The sequence below is a fragment of the Candidatus Chloroploca mongolica genome (assembly GCF_004762035.2).
GTDB classification, from domain to species: domain Bacteria; phylum Chloroflexota; class Chloroflexia; order Chloroflexales; family Chloroflexaceae; genus Chloroploca; species Chloroploca mongolica.
In genome coordinates this window covers 1-18327 of the sequence record NZ_SIJK02000061.1, presented here as the reverse complement: position 1 = coordinate 18327, position 18327 = coordinate 1, and the positions used below count along the sequence as shown (strand labels likewise).

Here is an 18327-nt window from a genome sequence, read left to right as displayed (position 1 = left end):
TTACGCAGATTACGCAGATTATGACTTCCCCATCTGCGTAATCTGCGTAATCTGCGGACAATCAGGAAGACGTTGCATCAGCCCTGACCTTCCCCCGGCCTAACGCAGTCGCGCGAGGTGCTGGTGGACAAACTGCACCGCAATCGAGCCCTCGCCAACGGCCGAGGCTACTCGTTTGACCGAGCCTGCGCGGGCATCACCGACGACAAAGATGCCGGGCACGCTGCTTTCGAGCAAGAAGGGTTCACGGTCAACATCCCACCCCTTTGGCCGCCGACCATCCTCGAACACCTGCGGGCCGGTTGGAATAAACCCTTGTCGGTCGAGTTGAACGATATCGGTCAACCAGCCGGTACACGGCATCGCCCCGGTAAAGATAAAGAGGGCCGCTGCCGGGCACCGCTCTTCGCTGCCATCCGGGGCACGCACCGTCACCGCCTCGACGTGAGCGCTGCCATGCACCGCATGCACGGTGCTATTGAGGCGAACTTCGATATGCGGGCTCGCCTCAATGCGATCGACGAGGTACTGCGACATCTTGGCCCCCAGCGAGTCGCCGCGCACCAGCATTATCACCCGTTCGGCATACTCAGCCAGATAGATCGCCGCCTGACCCGCCGAGTTCCCAGCCCCCACAATGAAGACCGGTTGCGCCTGGCACGAGAGCGCTTCGGTCAACGAAGCTCCATAGTAGACCCCGGCCCCGGTCAGTTGCTCGATCCCGGGGACATCGAGTTTGCGGTACGAAAGCCCGACCGCAACCACAACGGCAAAAGTACTGATTTCCGATCCGTCACTCAGTTGAAGAAAGCGGTACGGTCCATCAATACGCATCCCGACCACCTCGACGGGCGAGAGGATCTCGACGCCAAAACGACGCGCCTGCGCAACGGCCCGCCGGGCCAGATCGCCTCCGCTGAGACCGGAAGGGAAGCCGAGATAATTCTCGATCCGCGAACTCGTCCCGGCCTGCCCGCCCGGAGCCTCGCGCTCGATCAAGACGGTGCGCAGGCCTTCCGAGGCGCCATAGACAGCGGCGGCCAGACCGGCTGGCCCACCGCCGACGATCGCCAGATCATAGTGTGTCTGCGCGGCCTGGCGCAGCAGACCAGCCTGATCGGCGAGTTCGGCGACCGTCGGTGCCACCAACCAGCGCCCATCAACGAGGCGCACCAGGGGCAGTGTCGGCGCGGGTTGCCCATACTGTTCGAGCAACTCGCGGGCCTGCGGATCAGTTTCGAGATCAAAATAGAGATAGGGCACATGGTTGCGTGCCAGGAAATCCTTGAGCGCGTGCGCCTCGGGCGACCAGCGATGCCCGAGAATGCGAATGCCCTCGAAGATCGGGCTATGACTCGCCTGCCACTCTTCCAGCAGATCATCAAGCACCGGATAGAGTTGCTCTTCGGGGGGATCCCAGGGCTTCAAGAGATAGTAATGCACAGCGGCGCTATTGATCGCCTGGATCGCCGCCTCGGTATCGGCATACGCCGTCAAGAGCGCCCGACGCGCCTGCGGAAAGATCGGCATCGCCTGCGCCAAAAACTCAACGCCGCTCATCCCCGGCATACGCTGATCAGCCAGAAAGAGCGCCACCGCCTCACCGCGCTGCCGCAACTCACGGGTCGCCTCGAGCGCCGCCGCCCCCGAATCAGCGCGCACAATGCGATACTGTTCCGCATACCGACGCCGCAAATCGCGTGCGACCGCACTGAGCACATTCGGGTCATCATCAACCGTCAAGATAACAGGCTTGGCCATACTTGGTCTTCTCTTTAATCAAGGTGTGGAAACTGTGGTAACTATACCCTCTTTTGCCCGTGTATGGCAAGGGAGGGTGGGTTTGACGCAAAGGCGCAGAGATTTTGACGCAAAGGCGCAGGGGCGCAAAGATTTTTTATATTATGATTCTTTGCGCCTTTGCGCCTTTGCGTCTTTGCGTCAAATCCTTTGCGTCAAATCCTTTGCGTCAATCCTCCCCGCCGTCGCTCGCTTCTCGCCCCATGCGGTATTTGATGTCGTAGTTGATGATGAAGTCGAGTTCTTCGTCTGCGTGGTCAGCTCTGTGCAGAAGTCGAGCTAGTCATCTGTTACCAATCCGCCTTGGCGTGCCGCGCCCGCGTTGGCGTGGTAGAATAAGCGAAAATATGGGCTTGGGAACAATGAACGCTCGACGCAATCGTTCCTGCGCCCTCTTGATGAGCAAGGATCATACGAATGACCAACGAGCAGTGGAGTACCGTCGATCAATACTTCAGCGACATGCTGATGCCACCTGATACTGCGCTCGAGGCCGCGCTCGCGGCGAGTGACGCTGCGGGCATGCCGACGATCAGTGTTTCGCCGTCCCAAGGCGCATTGCTCTACCTCCTCGCCCGCACGCTGCGGGCGCAGCGCATCCTCGAACTCGGCACACTCGGTGCCTACAGCTCGATCTGGCTGGGGCGAGCATTGCCTCCCGGCGGACAGATGATCACGCTTGAGGCTGATCCAGGCCATGCTGAGGTAGCGCGTACCAACTTGGAGCGTGCCGGGCTGTCCACCGTCGTCGAGGTGCGCGTCGGGCCGGCGCTGACAACGCTGCCCACGCTGGCGGGGATGCCGCTGTTCGATCTGGTCTTTATCGACGCCGATAAGGCCAACATGCCGGCCTACTTTCGTTGGGCACGGGCGCTGACCAGGCAAGGCGGCTTGATCATTGCCGACAACGTCGTGCGCCGTGGGGCCGTGGTCGACGCGAATAGCACCGATCCAAATGTGCAAGGCGTACGCACCTTGATCGCCGCGCTGGCTGATGACCCTGGGGTACGTGCGACCGCGCTTCAGACCGTAGGCAGCAAGGGGTACGATGGCCTGGCGCTCGTGCTCGTTACCGGCGAGCCGCTGCCGCCGCCGCGCTGATCAAGGGAGACGCGGACAGCGCAGCGCCTAAGCCGACTGATGAGTTTTAAGAATTACATCAGGTAGTGCCGACTTCAGTCGGCTTCCGGCTCAGCCGACTGAAGTCGGCACTACGAGTCGAGGGTAAATGGTGCGTAACGTACGTTTTCTGACACCCCTGGGAGCGAGGGCGTCCCGCCCTCGGAATGCCTTCGAGGGCGAGACGCCCTCGCTCCCAGGCTTTGCCTGTTACCCCAAATGTGAAGACTTACCTATCCCGTTGAGAGGTATGATCAATGCGTCGCCTACAGTTGATCGAACTCGAAGATCTCGCCTGGTTCCCTGCTATCCTGCGCGACTTGGCGACGGACTACCTACAGATGATGTTGCACGTCTCGAACCCTTACGCGCCAGTGGCCCCGCGCCTACGTGACGCCCTTGAGGCCTCCGGTGAGTACCGGATCATCGATCTGGCTTCAGGTGGCAGTGGCCCGTGGGCACGTATGCTGCCTTTGCTCGCCGCCAACGGGGCACCGGTTCACGTCACGCTGACCGACCGGTACCCGAATATCAATGCCTTTGCGGCCCTGGCACGTCGCTTTCGGGGCAACGTCACCTTTGCCTCTGCGCCTGTCGATGCGCGGCGAGTGCCACACGAGCTTGTCGGCTTGCGCACCATCTTCTCGGCCTTCCATCACTTCTCGCCGGAGGACGGACGGGCGATCATTGGCGATGCCGTAGCTCAAGCACGTGCGATCGCCATCTTCGAGGCGACGGCACGCACGCCGGCTGTCTTTATGGCAATGCTGACCACACCCCTGCTCGTCTGGCTGCTCACGCCGTTGATCCGCCCACTTACCCCTGCGCGGCTGCTCTTCACCTATCTCCTCCCACTCGTCCCGGCGATCGTGCTCTTCGACGGGGCGGTGTCGTGTCTGCGCAGCTACACGATTGACGAGCTACGATCCCTGGTAGAACAGGTGCCTGGTGCAGAGAGCTATCAATGGGCAATTGGTGTGGAGCGGGCCGCCGCTGCGCCGCTTGGCATCACCTATTGTGTGGGTGTACCCCGCCCAGCGCACGTTGAAGCCTATGCTGGTTCCACCGACGAAATATCGGCCAGAACAATGGAGTGAGGGACTATGGCAATCACGATTGAGACCGCTGAATTGCCGGATCTGATCGCCGAAGCTGTCGCTGTAAGCGCCGAGTTTGAGCGACGTTTTGGCCATCTGAGCGAAGCTCAGTTGAACTGGCAACCCCATCCTGAGGAGTGGAGCATCGGCTATTGCGTTGAGCATGTGATGACCGTGAATAGATGCTACTTTGCGCCGATCGAGCAGATCCTCGCGGGAACCAGGAAGCCTACCTTCTGGGAGCGGGTGCCCCTTCTGCCGGGGCTGTTTGGCCCGTTGCTCATTCGCGCCTTGGTACCCGGAGCCAAAGGGCGCGTTGAGGCACAGTCTCCTTGACACCTTCCGCATCATTGTTGTCCATTTACAGCACCACCTCCATCAGACATCGCAACTCCTCGCGTTGCCTGAATTTCCCGGTGCCGGTTTTTGACGCAAAGGCGCAAGGGCGCAGAGGTCTCTTTGCATATGCTACTTTGCGCCTCTGCGTCTTTGCGTCAAGACGGGTCAGCTACCCCGTTGCATCAACATACCAGCGGATGCGGTGACGCACTCGGAAGCCGCAGTGCTCAAACACTCTGCGGGCGCTGGGGTTGCTGTCACTGACGCTGAGCAAGACGTGACTCAGCCCCTCGGCTCGCATAGCTTCCAACATCGCTAGGGTCAAGGCCCGTCCAAGGCCGCGCCCGTGCCAGGGCGCGGCGACGCCGATCAGTTCGAGCCAGCCAGGGGGCGTCGGATGGTGCAGCGCCGCGCCTGGGCCGTGCATGCCCAGACAGTAGCCAACCAGTTCGCCCTGCGGGCTGGCCGCGATAAGGTCGAGCTGGGGATGGTAGCCCGGCGCGGCCATAAGCTGCTGGCGCTCGCTGATCTGCTTGCGATCGCCGGCAAAGATCGTGCTGTGCAGAGCAGTAGCCGCCGCAAGGTCTTGAGGAGGGTTGAGAGGCCTGATCGTGCAGCCTGACGGTGGGCTGGGCGGCACCAGTGGATCGAGCACCATGCGAACCATGCGCAGCATCTGCCACGGCTCCTCCTCGAAGCCGCTACGCTCAAGCAGATGCACCAATCGCAGGTCATCGTCGCGCACTGGCACAAAGAGTCCCCCGCCATGCGCTTGGCTCCGCCCCCAATCGATCAGTGCCGCCTCGATGGCCTCGTCATCGGCACCCGGACGGATCGCCCAGACAAGGATGCTCCCTTCGAGCAGGAGTGCCGCCGCTACGAGTTCGTCGTGCTGATCAAACCAGAGCTGCGCACCGCTTGGCTGTGTGAGGGCCGCTGCCAGCATGTGCAAACCAGGCCAGGGATCACCCTGGCCAATAGCCCTAGCCGCCAGCCACAGATCCAGAGTGGCAGCGCGGTCGGCCTCATCACGGTAGTTGCGTTGGCTATGGTAAGGCATAGAGATGCTCCAAGCGTATCATGTCTCGAACAGACTCGCCAACTGGCTGAGTTCGACCACTTTCACGTGAATCTCTTCCGGCGACGGGTTGACCACCGGGTATTCAAACAGCAAGAAACTGGTAGAGCCCGCCATGACCTCTGGGGCATTGAACACATCGGTGGAAGCTCCTGCGCGGTCACCCAGCCAAATCGTCGCGCTGGGGTATGTCTGGGCAAAGCCGAGCAGGGCTGCTTGCTGGCTACTGGTGAGTTTGCTGCCATTATCGGCTGCGAAGGCGGTCGCAAAACTGTCCAGCGGGGCTCTCTTCTTGCTCCAGTTCTCATGACGGAAGACATTGACATGCAAAGGCTGTTCCCGTTTGACCTCTAGCACCAGCCGCGCCGCCGAGACGTAGCTACCGCGCCGCTGTCCCTCATAGTTGTAAGAGGTACGCTTGAAGATGATAGGGACATAGGCGCACAACCGACCATTGGGTAACCGCCCCTCATACCACTGCATCTGCTTGGCCCTGGCCGTTGGCTGCAAGCCCAACCCCTGAGCAATCGCTGCGCTCGCCGCACGTCGCTGCGTGTTGCGGTACACGACAAAACCAACTGATCCGCCAATGACCAGCACCGGAAAACAACACAAAAAGCCCGTCCAAAACATCACTGCAAACACATCGTCCATACCAGTTACACCTCACCATCCTGGCTTGCAACGGCTTCCAGCACCGCAGCGAAGGGAACGAGATTGCCGTGGAGACGGAACATCTAGTAACTGATGACCTCCTCGGCCTCGGGTGCTGCGGCCCAGATCGCTGCCTGTAGCACCTGGAGCCGCGTTTGCATAGCGGCCGGGAAGATCGGTATGGCGCTCCATCTTGTATTTCCACCTCTAGTCTACCACGCTCCTGCCGAAACAGCGGGCCACCCCACGCCGTGCAGCACAGCTGATGCAAAGTCCCGGTAGGGTTCGATAGTGTCCGCAGATGACGCAGATGATCAGGAGGACGTTGCATCAGCCAGGGGCCGGGCGATCCTCGTCCGACCTGTCAGGTGGGACGAGGATTGCCCGCTCGGTTTAACGCAGAGGCGCAAAGGCGCAAAGGCGCAGAGGAGTGGCACACCAACCTCTGCGTCTCCCCGCCTCTGCGCCTCTGCGTTAAAATAAGCAAGCCAAGCCGCACAGAGACGGCGCTGCTTGCGTCGCGCCAGGCCCCGCCCTCAGCGAGGAATCGTTGGCATCGGTGCTTGGAAGATTAGTTATGCAATCGCCTTCGTAGAGGACTTCATTCTCACTTGACAAAAGTATCTCTACGTCGTATATACTTGTCCTACCGCCACTGTGGTCGCATCTGTCATGTCTTTCTCGACGGCTATCAGGTAACGCCTCTTCATTTTTAACCAGCGCAGCTAGAGAAAAAGACGCCCATGCGCAACATCTCAGAGCTTATCTCTTTCATAAAAAGCACGATGTCGATGACTGACGTGTATCAGCCCGCAGTCATCCTGCATCTGCTTGAACGAGGTGGCACGTCGACGAGGGCTGAATTAGCCAAAACGTTAAGTGGCTATGATGAGGGCGTGCAGGCGTATTACGACAAAATTTTGATGCGTTGGCCAAAAATAACGCTGACGAAACATAAAGTAGTCACATACGAACGAAAAAGCCTCTCTTTTGTGCTCAATTTTCATCTTTCAGATCCACACGCCGTTGAGGAAGCAAAAGAGCTTTGTGAACAGAAGATACGTGAGTGGATTGAGAAGAAGAAACAGTACCGTACGCTGCCGCGGATCGAAGCATCGGTTCGGTATCGTATTCTCAAGGCTGCACGAGGAAAATGCGAACTCTGTGGCATCTCTTCAAAGATAGCTCCTATCGACATTGATCATATCGTCCCCAAAAGCCAGGCTGACAAGCACGGTTATGTGGCAAAAGACAATATCATGATGCCCGTCGATGACGAAAGAAATCTTCAGGCGCTTTGCTACCGCTGCAACAGGGCGAAACGCGATCAAGACGCAACTGATTTTAGGCAGCCGCGCAGCGGAATTATTCGGGATCAATCCGTTGCATATGTTGCAGGCGTGGCACATACGGCCCGGAAACTCGAAGGGATTGAGTTGAGAGACAAACTCCTCGAAAAACTCGTTGGCGATCATGCCCGCCTGATCGATCAAGACAGCGAAGAGCAGCTTGATATTCGCATTACCGACATGATTGAGACATTGCTCGCGATAGCCCAAGGTGAAGGCAAGACCGAGAGCGAATTGCTGGAATTGATCAAGCAGCGCCGGGAAGAACTGGGGAGATTGGATACCGGTTTGTATTTGGATGACAATGTGGCATGAAAAGCCGGCTCGATCTTTGTTTCAGGAGTATCGTTTTGAAGAATGAAATCAGGGAATGCCGACTTCAGTGGGCGGGGGCAGCGCCGCTGGCGGCGGCTCTCCACCTGCGCGAACGCCTCGCAGGGCGGAAGGTCGGCCTGGTTTGCTCAGGCGGGAACAGCTCGCTCGCCCACCTGCGCCAGGCCCTCAAGAAAGAATGAAGATGGTTACTGAGCGGCCCGATCCCGAGCCAGACGCTATGCGGATCACGACCTTCGCACCCGGATTGGCCCAGTATCTGCCGAACACGGCCACGCTGCTCGGCACGGCCAACCTTGTGCTCCACCCGGCAGTCGAGCGCCTGGTTCTCTCTGGTTCCCGCGGGCTCGGCGGGACACCACGCCCAGAGTCAGACCTTGATGTGAGTCTGATCATTGCCGCTACGGCGCTACCTGCCGCCGAGCCTGCACGCGAGCAATTGCTGCGCAGCGTCTTGGAGGTCACCCTGTCGAGGTGGCAAGGCGCCGTGGAGTGCGACCTGGCAGCGATCTTCCCTGTGCATACCTGTGGACTGCGCTGCTTCACCGGTTTGCAGCACGCGCCGCCGCTGTGCGCCCACCCGCTAGGCTGTCGCTTCGGCATCTTCAAACTCCAGAAGGGCTTTGATGGCTACGTGCCCTGGGAGGGCGTCGATCTGAAGCGCCTGTACCCAATCCTAGAAATCTGGCAGCGCGCGGGCGGCCCGCCGGCCTAGGTGCAATCCCTTGCAAATGAGGTGGTTATTTTGACGCAAAGGCGCAAAGGCGCAAAGTTTTTAGCGTAGGTGAGGAACCCTGCGCGACTTCGCGCCTTTGCGTCAAAAAGCCGGTCTGGGTTGAGTAGCCTGATCGCCTATGATGTGCTTTCTTACCTCGCGGCGGGCATGACGCCCCAGGATATTTTGCATGACTTTCCCTACCTCACCGCAGAGGATATTCAGGCGTGTCTCAGCTATGCCGCTGACCGGGAGCGTCATCTGCTTGTGGCCCACGCATGAAACTGCTCTTTGATCATAATCTCTCGCCTTCAGCGATATGAGCGTGCTGTGCGAGTTTCCGCCTAGAGTAATCTGGCTGCGGCTTTCGTCAACCAACTCTTCCTCGTCCACCAAGGCCTCGCCCAACCCCACAAGTTCATCAACCACCATGCGGTACGTGCTGATCGCCTGCTGAAACGCCTCCCACGAGGGATCATCCGCCCAGATCCCGCCCGCCCGCAGCCAGGGATCATCCACTGGTGCCGGTGGCAACCACATCCGAGAGTGCCAGGGCACGAGCCGTAAGTGGCACACAGCATCTTCATCGCTCGACGTCAGCCCACGCGTACGTAGTCTGTCACCGAAGTTTTCTTCTCTACCTCTGGCCCCACTATCCGTCGCATGCTTGGCGTCCAGATGCGGTCGCAACACCCTTTGCGCCTTTGCGCCGTTGCGTCAAAGCATGCGGTCGCAATACCCTTTGCGCCTTTGCGCCGTTGCGTCAAAATCCGGTCATAATTTGGCGCAACGGCGCAAAGGTTTATTTCCAGCTTTCTTCTCCTTGCGTCTTTGCGTCTTTGCGTCAAAATCCGGCCAAACAAGCCTCGTTTGCGAACATGCACCCTCAAATTGAGAGCAAATTACGAGGGAGCAGCGTAGCAGATCTGCTATGCTACGAGAGATGTTTTCATCCGCAGGGAATGGGGTGCCTATGAAGCGGTCAGAGCGTGTGATCATCAGTATCGAAGCCGCAGCATCAGAGATCAATAAAACTACGAATCTCGATCAGGTTTTGCTCCAGATCTGTCAGGTTGCCGTGCAACTCTTCGATGTTGATCATAGCGGGCTCGTGCTTTTTGATAAGGACGGTGATAGCGGCAAGGTCGTAGCTGAGTTCCCTGACCTGGGGACAGTCAACACCCGGATTCCGGTTCGCGGCATTCCTGCGGAAGAACGGCTCATCTATCAGCAAGAGCCGATCTTGCTCAATGCCGTGCCCGAGACACCCCCGGCAGAACTTGGTTCTGTGGCCCAGACCTTTGCGAGCTTTGCGATTCGTGCGATCCTCGTGGTACCCGTGGTCAGCCAGGGGCGCGTCATTGGCTCGTTTAGCCTCGATGCGATCGAACGTGACTATACCTTTACCGATGAGGATATTGAATTATGCCGCGTCTTTGCCGCACATATTGCGAATGCCCTCGATAAGGCCCGGCTTGTGCGTGAAGTTCAGCAGCACGCGGAACAGGCCGAGATGCTGCGCACGATGACGACTGCCCTTACCTCTGAGTACGATCAGCGGCACTTGCTTGAGTTGATTGTGATGCAGGCGACCCAACAGTTGCATGCCCACGGTGGCGGGATCTATATCTATGATGCCCACCAGCAGACGTTTGCCCTCGGTGGGGTCTATGGGCATGGCGATCCCCCGCTTGCGCCCCATGTGCATCAACACGAAGGCATCGTTGGCATGCTGGTCACCGAGGATCTCCCCTTCCTGATTGTCTCTGACTATGCCAACTGGACCGAACGGGTCAGTACCTATCACGATGTGAGTCCCTTCGAGGCGGTGATTGCGGTGCCAATTCGCTGGCAGATGCAGACCCTCGGGGTGCTCTTTGTTGATGCCGAACGTGGGCGCGTCTTTACGACCCAGGATGCCAGTCTGTTGCGCGTGTTTGCCGATTATGCGGCCCTTGCGCTCGGCAATGCGCTCTTGCATCATACCCACGCGGTAACGGCGGCGTATCTCGAGCACGTGCTCACTGGTCTCGAAACGCTTGTGCAGACGATAAGTGGCCCGGGCCTTGACGAACAGGTACAGTCCATCGCCAATCAGCTTGCGACACCGCCACCGCTTCCCGAATCTCCCCTGCCCCTGCCCAAACAACGCGACGACGATCCCCAACTCACAGGACGGATCAACCAACTCTTTGCCAATCTCCGCACGACGCTCATCCGCCCGACTGCCCCCCCTCCCCAAGCTACGCCCGATCCTGGCTGGCCTGCGCTCGTCGCCCAGGCCCCCGGGGCCATGATGCTGACGAATCACGCCGGTAAACTGATGGCCGCATCACCCTGTGCCGCCCTTTTGCTGGGCTACCCCGAGGCAACCCTCGCTGAGCAGACGCTCGCCACCCTCATGGTCGATCCGCAAGCGATGCCGCGCCTGCTGCGCTCGCTCGCCAGAAGCCCCGACATGTGCCTCATTGAAGAGATCGGATTTTACACCGCTCGCCACGAAGCGCTGCCTGTCAAACTGCGCGCACGCCAGTGTCGCCTACCTGGGGAAGACCAACACGGGATCATCATCACCTTCGAAGAATTGCGCCCCCTGCAAACAGCGCAGACCCACCACGCGTTGCTCGTGCAGGCTAGCAAATTGCTCACGATGGCCGATGGCCTGCCTGAGGCCTTGCGAAGCCTCGGCGATGGACTGGTGAAGAGCCTGAATCTGGCCTGCTGCCGGATCTATCTTGCCGACACCGCTGAACAACTGATCCTCCAGGCAAGTCAGGCCGTTCCCGGCCTGGCCTGGCATCCAGGTCTCGGGACAACGATGGTGATCAACGCATGGCCCGAACTAGCCCATGCGATCCAGCAGACGGGTCTCACAGTCATCAATCAACCTCAGGCATGGGGCCGACAAACCGGGCTTCCCTCCAGCGTGCGCAGCGTCGTGCTGATGCCCCTGCGCCATCGTGATGGTCTGGTGGGTCTGCTTGAACTCGGGCGAGGCGTAGCGACGCCTACACCAGATTTTGCCGAAGCCGATCGTGCCTTGATCGAGGATCTTGCCACCCATACGGCCCCGCTAATCGACCGCATCCGCCAGCAAGAACTGAACGAATACCATCAGAACCGGCTCGATCAGATGGAACGCGCTGTCCGCACCTTGCGGGCCGATAATGATGCGAGTCAACTGCGCAATGAAATCCTCCGGCTGGCCATAGATATGTTGCGCCAGACAATGGGCGTCTTTTATCTGGTACGGCCCCACCTGGGTGAAGTGGAAATCGCCCATGTCTATGGGTTGCCCGAAGCGCTGGTTGGCTATGTGCATCAGGCCAACATCGGACTGGCCGGACGTGTGGTACAAACCGGCACACCGCTGGTCAGCGCTTCCCTTGCCGATGACCCCGCTGATCCACTGGCCGTCTATCGCTGGCACAACGCGTATGCCGCCCCCATCGAATGCGGCGGTGAACTGGTCGGCGTCGTGCTGGTCGGGGGCGTACGCCGCGATAGCGCCCGGCATGCGATCGACCTGACGGTGTTGACGCGCTTTGTCTGGCAAGCTGCCTCGGTGTTGCAAACCGCCCAATTGTCAGGCCGCGAACAGCGCGTTGTCTGGCGCATGGCGCTGCTCGGCCAGTTGAGTCGCTTTTGCCAGGAAACCACCCAGAAAGACCTGATGCTACATGCCTTTCTTACCGCGATTACCGCTGGCTACGGGCTACGCTTCAATCGTGCAATGGTCTTTCTGGTCAATGAACGCCAGGATTATCTGATCGGACACATGGGCATCGGTCATCTGAGTCTCGAGGAAGCCAACGAGGATTGGGCGACCCTTGAACAGGATGGCATGACGACCTTCCAAACCTATCTTGAACATCTGAGCAAACAAGATCTACCACCAACCCCGCTCTTCGAGCGCATCAATGCGCTGCGCATCCCGCTCACGCAAGACGAGCCCGACCTGCTACGCACGATTCTGGGTGAACCAGGCACGATGACGCTCGCTGGCAGCGAACTCGATCATTTCTTGCCGCCACGCCTGCTCGATGTGCTGACGCCTCGCGGGCCAACGGCGATCGCGCCGCTTATGGTCGGTGAGAAGATCCAGGGCATGGTCATCGTTGATAACGCGTTTACCCAGGCCGCCATCACCAAAGATGATAGTGAAGCCTTGCTGATCTTTGCCCATACCATCGCCGTAGCTCTCAAAAACCAGAATCTGGTCAGCCAGTATCAAGCAACCCAACAGAGCCTCCATACCCTCCTGGAAGGGAGCCATAAACCGGTCTCGGGTGGCGCAGAAACACCCGAACAGGTGCTGAAAGCCGCCGTCCACCAGGTCTGTGCGGTCGTTGAAGCAATGTGGGTCAGCATTATTCTGATCAATGATCTGGGTGAAGTGACACGGGCCATCTCGACCCGTGACGGCATCTTTGAAGCACAGTCCATCGTGCGTGAAAATGGGGTGTCGATGGACGTGCTGCGGAGTGGTGAGCCCCAGATTTTCGATCAGACGATGCAGTATCAGGATCGCCTGCAACCGGTCATTTTCAAACGCGGCGTTGGTGCGGCAGCCTGTTTGCCCTTAATGACGGGCGAACGACGCTTTGGGGTGCTCTGGATCCATTGGCACGAAGCCCACCCGAGTCTACCCGCCGAGCTTGAAGCGGTGCGCCTCTATCTCAATCAGGTGGCGCTGGCCTATCAACACGCCGCTCAGATCAGGCTGCTCGAACAGATCCGTCATGCCGCCGAAGGCATCGGTGGGGCCGAGAACTGGCATGATGTGCTTGAGCAGGTCGCTCGCCACGGGTGCATCCTGCTTGGCGGCACCGCAGCCGTCGTCTGGTCATACGATGCCGCCAGTGGGCAGATCGAGCCGGCGCGCTCGGCTGGCTATCAACTGGCGCGCGATGTCTGGCATCAACTCAAGTTGCAACCCGCTCGTACCGATCGCCTGCTCAACCAGGCCCTGAGTGGGGGATGGTACGCCGAGTCGGATCTCCGCGGCCCGGTGGCAGCGACAGCCCCTGATCAACCAATGGCGCTCTTGCTCGAACAGACCAGTGCCCGTGCCCTGCAAATCGTGGCGCTGCAACATCGTGAGGCCCTGCTGGGGTTCCTGACCGTCGTCTATAAACGACCGCAACGCTTCGCCGCCGAAGACCGGAACAAGGCCAGGCTTTTTGCCAACTCGGCAGCGATGGTGCTCAGCAAAGCCGCACTCTTCGATCGGCTGAGGCTTTCGCAGGGGCACCTCGATGCCGCCCAAGAGACCATGCGCCTCGTGACCAGTGCTAGTATGCTTGAACATCCCGAAGAGGCGCTGCGTTCGATTGTCGAAGGGGTCAGGACGCTCCTCAATGCCGATACGGCGGTCATCTATGTCTGTGACGCCAAACAACGTCAACTAACCTATGCACCAGTGGCAAGCGGGGTGCTCGATCCGCGCAGTGTGGCCCAGAAAGTGCGGGTGCTCCGCGAATCCCTGGTTGCCCAGGTGATCCATCACGACGGGGTCTTGATCATTGATGATGTGAGTACCGATCCGCGTTTTGGGATCTCCCATTTTGTGCGCCGCGAAGAGATTGTCGCGACGATTGCGACCCCGCTGATCTGTGGCACCATGCGCGTCGGGGCTCTCTTTGTGAGTTACCGCAAGCCACATCCGTTTAGCGCGGAAGAGATTGAGCATCTGACCCTGCTTGCCAACCAGGCAGCTATTGCGATCCGAAGTGATCAGTGTTATCGTGAACGAGAGCGGCAACGCTCAACCTTTGAAGCCCTGCGCCAGGCCGGTCATGCCGTCGCTGATTCGCTTGTCCACACCACCCCCAACCCGGCCTCGCTGCAACTGACGCTCGACTGTATCGCCGAACAATCGCTCTTGCTGATCTCGCCCGAAGTGCGCGACCGGAGTTTCAGCCACCTGGCGATGGTCGAAGGCAATTATCTGCGGTTCACCGCAGCCCATCCGGGAAGCTACCTGGAGCAACTGCACCATCAGGTTGGCAATATTGATCTGGACGGACCTCAGATTGGGATCACGGGGCGCGCCGTGCAACGCAAAGAGGTCATTCGCATTGATCATGTTCAGTATGATACGGATTATCTTAGCTACGATCCCGCAGTGACCTCCGAATTGGCTGTGCCAATCAAACTGGGCAACCAGGTCTTCGGTGTGATCAACCTGGAACATCCCAGTGAGGCCGCCTTCGATGAGGAAGATGAGCACGCGTTGCAGTTGCTGGCCGATTATGCCGCAACTGCCTTGCAACACAACCGCCTCTATGCGTGTCTCGAACTGGTACAAGAGATGGGCCGTCGGGTCGCGATGAACCAGCCGATTGACCTCTTTCTCCACCAACTCTGCCATCGCCTCGAAGCCGACATCTTCCGCGGGTGCCTGGTATCGGTTCGCCTGGCCGCTCGCCACTATGATGAACGCCCGGTGCTTACCTTTAAGCCAGGCTGGAGTTCACCGAAGAGCCACGGAGACGAGATCGTGCAAGCTTTTGGCGAAGGTATCTGTGGGTATGTGGCCGCGCACCGCCGTGTCGTCAACTGCCCCGACGTCCATCAACTTGACGGTGAACCAGGCTATCTTGACCTCGTGCCTGACAAGCCATTTCGCACGGTCTCGGAGCTCTGTGTGCCCATCACATGGGGCAATGAGCACAAAGATATGCTGGGCGTCCTTGATGTGCAAAGCCCGCGGCAGGCCGCCTTTGCCCACGATGATGAACAATTGCTCGGCATTATCGCAGGGCAAATTGCGTCAGCGCTGCACAACGCCGACCATATCGAGTCGCTCTCTTCGATGCGACGCATCGTCGGCGGGCGCACTAGCCTCGAATGGATGCGGACAATGGTCAATGTCTGGCGCCACGAAATTGAAGATTATGCCCAGAATATCCGCAACCAGGTGCTGATGGCCGAAATGCGCCCCCCCGCCGGCCAGTCGTTCGAGCAGTGGATCAAGGTGCGTCTCGGTGAAATTGATATCAATGCCCGCCGGATCCTTGATCGCTCGCTGACCCCGGCCCTCAAAGCCGACGAAGGCGTGCAAACAACCCCGCTTGATGATTTTGTCCGTCGCTGTGTCAACAAGCTCTGGATTCTTGAACGGTACACCGCGACCATTGCCTCACCGCAACTTGATCTGCATGCCCAGGCGAGTGTACAAGTGAATCAGGAGCTTTTGCGCATTGCGATCGAAATGCTGATCCGTAATGCCATCCACGCAATGCGAGAGGCTTCCACGCGCCATCTGCGCCTTGCGACCCAGCGCACCGATCGGCATGTGCAATTGACGGTCGAAGACAGTGGCCCTGGCATCCCACCAGCCATCCAGCCGCTCATCTTCAAAGAGCAGGTCTTGCGTCCCGAGGGGGGGCGCGTCGGGGGCACCGGGTTGATGATGGTACGCGCAATTATTGAGGCGTATGGGGGGCGGGTTGATCTCGTCAAGACCGGGCCCGAGGGCACCACGATGATGCTTGAGTTGCCCATCGAAGGGGGTACGTAAGCCCTACAACGAAGGTTGTCATTCCGAGCGAAGCGAGGAATCTCCTCTCCTGATGCCATGCCGAGACCCTTCACTCCGGCTGCACCTCCGTTCAGGGTGACAAGTGGACTGCGTTCTGATGCGACGAAAAGCGAACCCTCGTTGTAGTGCTACAATCAGCAATCTACAATGGTGTGAAGCGTTACAATGAGCACTGCATCCTGACAGGGGGAACGGGAATGTCAAACTATAACCTGCTGATTGTGGATGATGTGCCAGAAACCGTCAAGACCACCGGCGAGCTGCTTGCGCTGCACGGCTTTCACGTCTATACCGCAACGAATCCGGAACAAGCTCTCCAGGTTGTCGAGGCAACCCGCATTCATCTTGTGTTGCTTGATCTCTGCCTGACCGGGGATGGCAATCCCTCAGACGGTGGGCTCGATCTGGCGCAAGCGCTTGATGCCGCCATCCCCAAAATCATTATCACCAAGTTCCCCTCCTTTGATACCCTCTACCGTACGCTCCCCGCGGCCGGCCAGAATGCGTTCATTGTTGATTATGTGCTCAAACAGGATGGGTTCGAGCATCTGCTGCAACGCATTCAGGATGCCCTGGAAAAACATGCGCCGATTAACTGGCAACTGAAGATCCGCTTTAGTGAACGCTTCCCCGTCTGGCAACGTCTGTCCCTCGCCCGCCTAACCGAGTTGATTGTCCCGACGTCAGAAGATCCCATGGTCGAAGCGCAAAAGATTGATGAGTTATTGCGCCTGCTCTTCCGCAAGCACGAAGAGATCACCATCGAACGGGTTGTCAGTGCGACGCAAGGGCGCGTCGCGCTTGAAGTGCGCGGCAATCACCCCGAACGTGGCAACGGACACTATCTGGTGGTCTATGGAAGCAAAGCAGATGTGGCGGTCTATGAACAACAACGCCAGCACTACGCCCCCAAAGATGGCGATGCCCGCGTCTTGCATAAAGAATTCACCGCCCGCATCCCGGGGTACACCGCCTATGCCTATCTGCTCCACGGGCTGCGCCTCGCATCGAGCGTGTCGCTCCGTGAGTTCTACCACACCGCCGACGCCGCAAGTATGACCGAGGTACTCGATGACCTGTTGCGCCATGTGGTGCAACCCTGGTCTGCGCGTGCGCCCATTGTGACCAATCCCAAAGAAGCAGCCACTTTCTTTCGCACGTGGTTGCACGCAGACAGTCCAACCTCGGCGGAACGCCAGTTGCAACAGTGCATTGCCCGACTCGCCCAGGCAACCCTGCGGCTGGGGGCCTTCCGGATCAATCTGGTTGGTCAGGCGATCGAGTTCCTCCTGCCCGATGCCGAACCCGCCGTGCGCCGCCTGGCCCTGCCAACGAATGCCCTGCGCGTCGAGTACCTGCTCTCGGGCAGCGAGCATCTGGTCGGCACGGTGAATGGGGCCGTTGACCTCGAAACGGTGCTGGTTGACCCCGAACGCAAAGGATGTACCCTGATTGAATTTGCGCACGCGACGCGGGGGCCTCTCTGCGCCGATTATGCCCTGCTCGAGCATAGTCTGCGCCTCCAACTCTCGTCCGCCGTCAGTCTTAGCACCCGGCTCAAATGCGAAGCCGCGCTGCTCGCGATGCCCAATCTCACCACACCTCCCGATATGACTGGGCTCGACCCCGAGGTACAGAAATTGATGCGTGCAATCACCCGCGTGCGCTACCTCGCCGGTACCTTCAGCCCCATCCGTGACCTCAAAGCCTATCACGTCGGCATCCTCTTCGCTGCACTGCGCCATCTCCTTGCCACCCCAGTCGAAAATCAGGAAGATCCCGGCATCCTGATCAAACTGGTGCATAGTCTGCTCTGTGCTTCGCTCATCTATGACGATCTGACCCGTGAACAGGAGCATGTGACCGTTGATCAAAACCAGCGCATCGTGACCATTCATGGCCGCGAAGTCCCGCTGACGCCGCAACTCTTGCGCCTCTTTACCTACCTCTACGAGCGCCGTAACGAGGTCTGTACCAAAAAAGAGTTGCTGCGTGAGGCCCTCGAGATGCCAGATATTAAAACCTCGGCTGATGTGCAACGCAACGAAAGCACCCTCCAGAACCTCATCTCGCGCCTGCGGCAACTGATCGAACCCGACTTCCAACGCCCCATCTACCTCGAAACCGTCCGCTCAAGCGGCTATCGCCTCAAACTCTAGGCCAGCACCCCGCCAGGGCACCCGCCAGGGGTGCCCCTACACCGGCCCCGGCCCCCGGCCCTGTAGGGCACCTTTTGGGGGTAGGTTTTTTATCCACGCGCCGAGGGAGCGACATGACGTTCGTTTTTTTCGTACGAA

Annotated in this window: 13 protein-coding genes; 10 read left to right on the top strand and 3 right to left on the bottom strand. The window is 59.1% G+C overall.

Annotation, left to right across the window (positions count from 1 at the left end; translation table 11 throughout):
- Positions 1-99: 99 nt before the first annotated feature.
- The gene (locus EYB53_RS21235) at positions 100-1761 is read right to left on the bottom strand and encodes a response regulator (RefSeq protein WP_135480814.1); all 1662 of its coding nucleotides are present in this window, start codon (positions 1759-1761) and stop codon (positions 100-102) included.
- Positions 1762-1843: 82 nt separating this feature from the next.
- Here EYB53_RS21235 and EYB53_RS21230 point away from each other — a divergent pair, with 82 nt between their 5' ends.
- From EYB53_RS21230 to EYB53_RS21215, 4 genes are all read left to right on the top strand, one after another.
- Positions 1844-2083 carry a hypothetical protein gene (locus tag EYB53_RS21230; RefSeq protein ID WP_135480812.1) on the top strand — a complete coding sequence of 80 codons (240 nt, stop codon included), beginning with the start codon at positions 1844-1846 and terminating at the stop codon, positions 2081-2083.
- Between the two features lie 134 nt (positions 2084-2217).
- Positions 2218-2901, top strand: coding sequence for an O-methyltransferase (locus EYB53_RS21225; protein ID WP_135480810.1), 684 nt, complete (start codon positions 2218-2220; stop codon positions 2899-2901).
- A 275-nt stretch (positions 2902-3176) separates the two neighbouring features.
- Complete coding sequence (locus EYB53_RS21220) at positions 3177-4016, top strand: class I SAM-dependent methyltransferase (RefSeq protein ID WP_135480808.1); 840 nt, start codon at positions 3177-3179, stop codon at positions 4014-4016.
- A 6-nt stretch (positions 4017-4022) separates the two neighbouring features.
- Positions 4023-4352 (top strand): DinB family protein, encoded by a 330-nt coding sequence (locus tag EYB53_RS21215; RefSeq protein WP_135480805.1) that lies wholly within the window; start codon positions 4023-4025, stop codon positions 4350-4352.
- A gap of 172 nt (positions 4353-4524) precedes the next feature.
- Here the strand turns inward: EYB53_RS21215 and EYB53_RS21210 are convergent, their stop codons facing one another.
- Together EYB53_RS21210 and EYB53_RS21205 are read right to left on the bottom strand one after the other, a co-directional pair.
- Positions 4525-5415, bottom strand: coding sequence for a GNAT family N-acetyltransferase (locus EYB53_RS21210; RefSeq protein ID WP_135480803.1), 891 nt, complete (start codon positions 5413-5415; stop codon positions 4525-4527).
- Between the two features lie 18 nt (positions 5416-5433).
- Entirely contained in the window at positions 5434-6087 is a 654-nt protein-coding gene (locus tag EYB53_RS21205) for a hypothetical protein (RefSeq protein ID WP_135480801.1), read from the bottom strand.
- 743 nt (positions 6088-6830) lie between these two features.
- Between EYB53_RS21205 and EYB53_RS21200 the strand changes: the two genes are divergently transcribed.
- The 6 genes from EYB53_RS21200 (at position 6831) to EYB53_RS21175 (ending at position 18189) form a co-directional block, all read left to right on the top strand.
- Positions 6831-7751, top strand: coding sequence for an HNH endonuclease (locus EYB53_RS21200; protein WP_135480799.1), 921 nt, complete (start codon positions 6831-6833; stop codon positions 7749-7751).
- A 35-nt stretch (positions 7752-7786) separates the two neighbouring features.
- Positions 7787-7951, top strand: coding sequence for a hypothetical protein (locus EYB53_RS21195; RefSeq protein WP_167857529.1), 165 nt, complete (start codon positions 7787-7789; stop codon positions 7949-7951).
- 2 nt (positions 7952-7953) lie between these two features.
- Entirely contained in the window at positions 7954-8484 is a 531-nt protein-coding gene (locus EYB53_RS21190) for a hypothetical protein (RefSeq protein WP_135480797.1), read from the top strand.
- A 168-nt stretch (positions 8485-8652) separates the two neighbouring features.
- On the top strand, positions 8653-8766 hold the full coding sequence (locus tag EYB53_RS26710) for a DUF433 domain-containing protein (protein WP_503827072.1): 114 nt from the start codon (positions 8653-8655) through the stop codon (positions 8764-8766).
- A gap of 691 nt (positions 8767-9457) precedes the next feature.
- On the top strand, positions 9458-16009 hold the full coding sequence (locus EYB53_RS21180; protein ID WP_167857530.1) for a GAF domain-containing protein: 6552 nt from the start codon (positions 9458-9460) through the stop codon (positions 16007-16009).
- A gap of 218 nt (positions 16010-16227) precedes the next feature.
- A complete protein-coding gene (locus EYB53_RS21175; RefSeq protein WP_135480793.1) occupies positions 16228-18189 on the top strand; it encodes a DNA-binding response regulator in 1962 nt (653 codons plus the stop codon).
- The last annotated feature ends 138 nt before the right edge of the window (positions 18190-18327 follow it).